General features: G+C 71.3%; 7 protein-coding genes. 4 read left to right on the top strand and 3 right to left on the bottom strand.

Features of this window, described 5'->3' with window-relative positions; translation table 11 throughout:
* The coding region (locus GTW67_RS12580) for an SOS response-associated peptidase family protein (protein ID WP_161164893.1) at positions 1 to 263 on the top strand (263 nt) is incomplete at its 5' end.
* A gap of 76 nt (positions 264 to 339) precedes the next feature.
* The gene (locus GTW67_RS12575) at positions 340 to 1,245 is read left to right on the top strand and encodes an arginase family protein (RefSeq protein ID WP_161164892.1); all 906 of its coding nucleotides are present in this window, start codon (positions 340 to 342) and stop codon (positions 1,243 to 1,245) included.
* Positions 1,246 to 1,260: 15 nt separating this feature from the next.
* Here GTW67_RS12575 and GTW67_RS12570 read toward each other — a convergent pair whose 3' ends face one another.
* Entirely contained in the window at positions 1,261 to 2,292 is a 1,032-nt protein-coding gene (locus GTW67_RS12570) for an LLM class flavin-dependent oxidoreductase (RefSeq protein WP_161164891.1), read from the bottom strand.
* Positions 2,293 to 2,427: 135 nt separating this feature from the next.
* Positions 2,428 to 2,877 (bottom strand): VOC family protein, encoded by a 450-nt coding sequence (locus GTW67_RS12565; protein WP_161164890.1) that lies wholly within the window; start codon positions 2,875 to 2,877, stop codon positions 2,428 to 2,430.
* Positions 2,878 to 3,022: 145 nt separating this feature from the next.
* Here GTW67_RS12565 and GTW67_RS12560 point away from each other — a divergent pair, with 145 nt between their 5' ends.
* Entirely contained in the window at positions 3,023 to 4,711 is a 1,689-nt protein-coding gene (locus GTW67_RS12560) for a purine-cytosine permease family protein (RefSeq protein WP_237518807.1), read from the top strand.
* 162 nt (positions 4,712 to 4,873) lie between these two features.
* Positions 4,874 to 5,416 carry a hypothetical protein gene (locus GTW67_RS12555; RefSeq protein ID WP_161164889.1) on the top strand — a complete coding sequence of 181 codons (543 nt, stop codon included), beginning with the start codon at positions 4,874 to 4,876 and terminating at the stop codon, positions 5,414 to 5,416.
* Between the two features lie 174 nt (positions 5,417 to 5,590).
* Here the strand turns inward: GTW67_RS12555 and GTW67_RS12550 are convergent.
* Positions 5,591 to 5,904: S8 family serine peptidase (locus tag GTW67_RS12550; protein ID WP_161164888.1), on the bottom strand; the 314-nt coding region annotated here is incomplete at its 5' end.

Below are 5,904 nucleotides of genomic sequence, written 5' to 3'. Positions count from 1 at the left end.
TCATCATCACCACGGAGGCCACCGACGCTGCCGGACGCGTCCATCCCCGGATGCCGCTGACCGTCGCCGAGGAGCACTACGACGCCTGGCTCGACCCCTCCCGTCAGGACACCGGCGCACTGCGCGACCTCCTGGAGCAGCCCGGCGGCGGACGGCTCGACGCCCGACCCGTCTCCACGGCCGTCAACAACGTCCGCAACAACGGTCCGCAGCTGGTCGAGGCGGTCACCGGCCCGTCATCCGGAACCACTCAACCCGGTTGAGACCCCGGCCCATGACCAACGGCCGCCTCGCGAAAGACCAGTTGAAGACCGTCCGTCCGGCGGCGAGGATGGCGTCATGCGAAGCATCATGGTCATGGACGCCCCCTCCAACCTGGGCCTGCGCCCACCGGCCCCCGGCACCGTCCCCGGCTGCTACAAGCTGGCCGGGGCGCTGCGGGACAACGGGATCGTACGCAGGCTCGGCGCCCTCGAAGGAGGCGTCGTCGTGCCGCCCCGCTACGACCGGGGCGACTGGCAGGAGGGCGACGGCGTCTTCAACGCCGGCGCCATCGCCGCGTACACGCGTACCCTCGCCGACCGCATCGAGCCCCACGTGTCCGCGGGTCACTTCACCCTGGTCCTCGGCGGGGACTGCTCCATCCAGCTCGGCGCCGCCCTCGCCCTGCGCCGCCTCGGCCGGTACGGGCTGGTGTCGATCGACGCCTCCCCCGACTTCCGCCACCCCGGTACCTCCGACCGGATCGGCGCCGCCGGCGGCGAGGAACTCGCCCTTGCCACCGGGCGCGGGCAGGAGGACCTGACCGACCTCGAAGGACTGCGGCCCTATCTCCGGGACGAGGACGTCCGGCTCTTCGGCACCCGGGACGCGTTCGTGGACGACGAGGACGTCGCCGAACTCCGCGCGCTGAAGGTCCCCGTCACCACCGTCGCCGACCTGCGCCGCGCCGACCCCGCCGACCTCGGCGCCTCGACCGCCGCCGACCTGGAGGCGACCGCCCAGGACGGCTTCTGGGTCCACCTGGACGCCGACGCGCTCGACCCCTCGGTGATGCCGGCGGTCGACAGCCCGGACCCCGACGGGCTGCTCCCCGGCGAACTCACCGCCCTGCTGCGCCCGCTGGTCCGCTCCCCGCGCTGCGTGGGCCTCAACATCACCATCTACGACCCCGACCTCGACCCCGACGGCACCGCGGGCGCCCTCCTGACCGACCTGGTGGTGGCCGCCTTCACCGCCGACTGAGAGGCGCGGCGGCCGTCAGGAAGCCGGCCGCCAGCCCAGCGCGGGAGCGAGCCGCCCGGCGATGTCGGTCAGTATCTGCTCGTAGTCCTCCGGGGCGAAGGTGAACGGCAGCGCGAAGGCCACCTCCTCCACCTCCCGGTACGCCGCGTGGGCCCGCAGGCGCTCCGCGATCCACTCGGAGGGGCCCACGAGGTCGGGCGCGAACAGCAGACGGGCCGGCCCCTGCGGCTGCCGGGTGCGGGGGAGGCGCTGCGCGGCGTACTCCTCGTACCTGGCGCGCTGTGCGGCGTCGGCCGAGTCGGTGGGAATCACCACGAGCCCCTGGGAGACCCGCGCGGCCTCCCCGTCGGGGTGCGCCGCGCGGAAGGCCCGGACGAGGGAGAGCTGGATCGCGGCGAAGTCCGCGGAGCCGGCGCCCTGTTCGGGTCCCTCGGCCTTGACCACGCTGCTGGTGAGGAGGCTCATCGCGTTCTCCCCGGCCCAGCGGGCGGAGCGCAGGCTGCCGCCCCCGTACCACATCCGCTGCCGCAGGCCGGGGGAGTGGGGCTGTACGCGGTCGGAGTAGCTCTCGATGCCCTCCGTGCCGCTGAAGTCCGTGACCGGCACTCCCGCGACGTGGTCGAGCAGGCGCCGCGCCCGCGCGTACCCGAACTCCTCCTGCTCGGCGGTGTCCGGGTACAGCGCGTCCTTCACCTTCTCGTAGTGCGTCGGCAGTCCGATGCTCACGCCCGGGTTGAAACGGCCACCGGACAGGATGTCCACGGTCGCCCAGTCCTCGGCGAGACGCAGCGGGTTCTCCCACCCCAACGGCGTGACGGCGGTGCCCAGTTCGATGCGGCTGGTGCGCTGGGTGGCGGCCGCGAGCACCGCCACCGGCGAGGCGATCCCGTACTGGAGATGGCGGTGGCGCACCCAGGCGCTGTCGAAGCCGAGCCGTTCCCCGAGCTCCAGGATGCGCAGCGTGTCCTCGTGCCCGCGCCCCGGATCCGCCTCGTCGAACAGCCCGATCGTGAGGAACCCCAGCTTCTTCAACTGCCTGCCGCTCATTCCCGACTCCCACCCACCGGCGTCCACAAGGCTCTGCCACCTCTCAACAGATGGATCATGCCCCCTCACCACCGAGGGGCGGGCCCTGCGGGACGTGCATCGCCCGGGTGTTCACGAGAACGCAACACCGGAGGGCTACGCGTCCCGCTCCGCGACGAAGACGCAGAACGGGTGGCCCTCGGGGTCCCGATAGACCCGGAAGCGTTCCTCGTCGTCGGGATCCGGCCGGTCGCGGTTGCTGAGCAGCCTGCCGCCGAGGGCGAGCACGCGCTCGTGCTGGTTCCGCAGCTCCGCCAGGGAGGCGACGCTCAGGTCGAGGTGCAGCTGCTGAGGCACCGGGCCGTCGGGCCAGTCCGGTGCGCGCAGGCTCGTCACCTGCTGGAACGCGAGCTGCGGTGCGCCGTCGGGCCGGCGCAGGACGAGCCAGTCCCTGCCGTGCTCGTCCGGCTGCCCCGCGGGAGGCGGCTCGTCCCCCTCGGCGTAGACGAGCCCGAGCAGCGCCCGGTAGAACTCGGCGAGTCGGCGGGCGTCGGTGCTGTCGAGCACGGTCTGCACCAGCCGGATGCGGCTTGCGTCGTCGGTCATGAACCCCAGGTGCCCGGCCCGGCCGCGCCCGAACGACCCAGCAGGGGGGACCGCGTCCGGGTGGCCCTTGCCACATGATGCCGAAACGAGCCGTTCACCGCACGTGGGCCTTCCGGGAAACAAGCCGTTCCTACCGTGTCCGCTCATGGATTCGAAGCTGTATACGCAGCCGGACGCCGGCCCCGTCACCCAGTCACCGCAGACGGCCGCCGGTCCCGCTCCCGTGGCCAGTCAGGCGACCAAGGAGACCCTGGAGGACTACACCCTCCGCTTCGCGCCGCGCAGTTACCGCCGCTGGACGCCCATGGTCGTGGCCACGACGGCGCTCGGCGGCATCGCCTACATGGCCGACTTCTCCATCGGCGCGGGCATCGGCCTGGCCCACGGCACCGGCAACGCGCTCGTGGCGATCGCCGTCGCCGCGGTCGTCATCTTCGTCACCGGCTTCCCGCTGGCGTACTACGGCGCCCGTTACAACATCGACCTGGACCTGATCACCCGCGGTTCCGGCTTCGGCTACTACGGCTCGGTGCTGACCAGCGTCATCTTCGCCAGCTTCACCTTCATCTTCTTCGCCCTCGAAGGCTCGATCATGGCGCAGGGCCTGAAACTGGGCCTCGGGCTGCCGCTGTGGCTGGGATACCTGGTCTCCACGCTGATGGTGATCCCGCTGGTGATCTACGGCATGAAGGCGCTCAGCAAGCTCCAGGTGTGGACCACGCCGGTCTGGCTGGTGCTGATGATCGCCCCGCTGGTCTATCTCGTCGCCACCGACCCCGGCACGGTCGACCGCTTCCTCTCCTACGCCGGCACGGACGGCACCGGCGGCGTCGACACCGCCTCCGTACTGCTCGGCGCGGGTGTGTGTCTGTCGCTGATCGCGCAGATCGGCGAGCAGATCGACTACCTGCGCTTCATGCCGCCCAAGACCGAGGCCAACAAGCGCACGTGGTGGGCCGCGGTGGTCATGGCCGGTCCGGGCTGGGTGGTGCTCGGCGCGCTGAAGCAGGCCATCGGTGTCTTCCTCGCCGTGTACATCCTCGCCAAGGTCGGCCCGGAGGCCGCGCCCGAGCCCATCCAGCAGTTCCGCAGCGCCTTCGACGCGATGATGCCGTCCTGGCTCGTGCTTCCGCTGGCCGTCGCCCTCGTCGTGATCAGCCAGATCAAGATCAACGTGACGAACGCCTACTCCGGCTCGCTGGCATGGACCAACTCCTTCACCCGCGTCACCGGCCGCTACCCCGGCCGCATGGTGTTCGTCCTGGTCAACCTGGGTTTCGCGCTGGCGCTGATGGAGGCCGACATGTTCAGCTTCCTCAACAGCATCCTCGGCTTCTACTCCAACTGCGCGATCGCGTGGGTCGTCACCGTCGCCACCGACATCGGCGTCAACAAGTACCTGCTCAAACTGTCCCCGCTGCGGCCCGAGTTCCGTCGCGGCATGCTCTACGCCGTCAACCCGGTGGGTGTCGTCTCCTTCGTCGCCGCCTCCGGTCTGTCGATCGCCCTGTACTTCCACGCCCTCGGCGACACGCTCCAGCCGTACTCCCCGGTCGCCGCGGCCGTCATCGCCTTCGTCCTCACCCCGCTGACGGCCGTCGTCACCAGGGGCAGGTACTACCTGCGCCGCACCACCGACGGCATCGACGAGCCGCTCCTCGACGCCGACGGCAACCCGAGCGCGACGACGTACGACTGCCACGTCTGCCACCAGCCCTACGAGCGCCCCGACCTGGCCGCCTGCCAGACGCACGACGCCGTCGTCTGCTCGCTGTGCCTGAGCACCGACAAGGCCGGCGACCACGTGCTGCCGGCGCGGCCCTCGGCCGTGTGAACCCCGAGGGCGGGCCGCGGGGCGAACAAGTGTACGTGGCGGGCGGGGTCGCCGGACCACGATGGCCGTAACCTTCACCTTCTCGCTGACGCCGGCCTCGTCGGCCGTCTACTGTGCGGACACGCCGCGTTGCCTGTCGCGGTCACCCGAGGAGGAAGTCCTGTGCCATCGCCCTGCGACCCCCAGTACGCTCCCGTCGGCGACGTGGGCGCGGCGCTCATGATGATCGACTCCCGGCTCAAGCAGATCGACGGCGGCAAGACCGACCCCGATCCCGAGCAACAGGCGATGATCGACCAGTACATCGACTCCCTGGGACCCGAGGGGGCCGATGAACTGCTGGACGGCGCGTGCACCCTCATCTTCATGTTCATGCAGTGGCTGCGGGCGGCGTACACGGACCACGACAAGGACGTCATCGAGTACGTGGTGCCGAACCTCGTGGCCACGATGCGCATGATGCCCAAGAGCTTCCCTCCCGAGGTCATCCCCACCATGTCCGGCCTGGTCGTCGCCGCGGGCACCGGCCTGAGCCCCAACCTGTGGCGCAGGCAGTACGGAGACTGGACCGAGGAGGAGCTGACGCCCCTGGAGGGCACCACCTTCCTGCTCGCGGAGCACATCAACCGCATCACCGACGACCGCGACTTCGCCACCCGCATGGTCGCCAACGCCCTGTCGGCCGCGGACGGAGACGAGGACTGACGCACCGCGTCCCCGTTCCGTGCCTCATGCGCCGGCGGTGCCACCAGCAGTGCGTAGGCGGGCTCGGCGCCCGCCGCGGCCCAGCCGGCCGGCCCCGGTGACAGCACGGTGCCCCGGAGCCGGGGCGGCCTCCGGGGCACGGTGCTCACGACGGCCGGACCGTCGGGGAGGCGGTTACGGGACGAGCTGCAGCAGCCGGTTGGGCGAGCCCGAGCCGGGGCCGGTGACCTTGCCGGTCGTCGCCCCGTTCACGAGGGCCGTGGCGACCTGTGCCGGTGTGGCGGAGGTGTGGCCGGCCAGGTAGACCGCGGCGGCTCCGGCGACGTGCGGGGTCGCCATCGAGGTGCCGGAGATCGTGTTGGTCGCGGTGTCGCTGGTGTTCCAGCCGGCCGTGATGGAGGATCCCGGCGCGAAGACGTCCAGCACGGAGCCGTAGTTGGAGTAGCTCGCCCGGGCGTCCGTGCTGGTCGTGGCGCCGACGGTGATGA

Source organism: Streptomyces sp. SID5910, from assembly GCF_009862125.1.
Taxonomy (GTDB): Bacteria; Actinomycetota; Actinomycetes; order Streptomycetales; family Streptomycetaceae; genus Streptomyces.
This window is presented reverse-complemented; position numbering and strand designations above follow the sequence as displayed.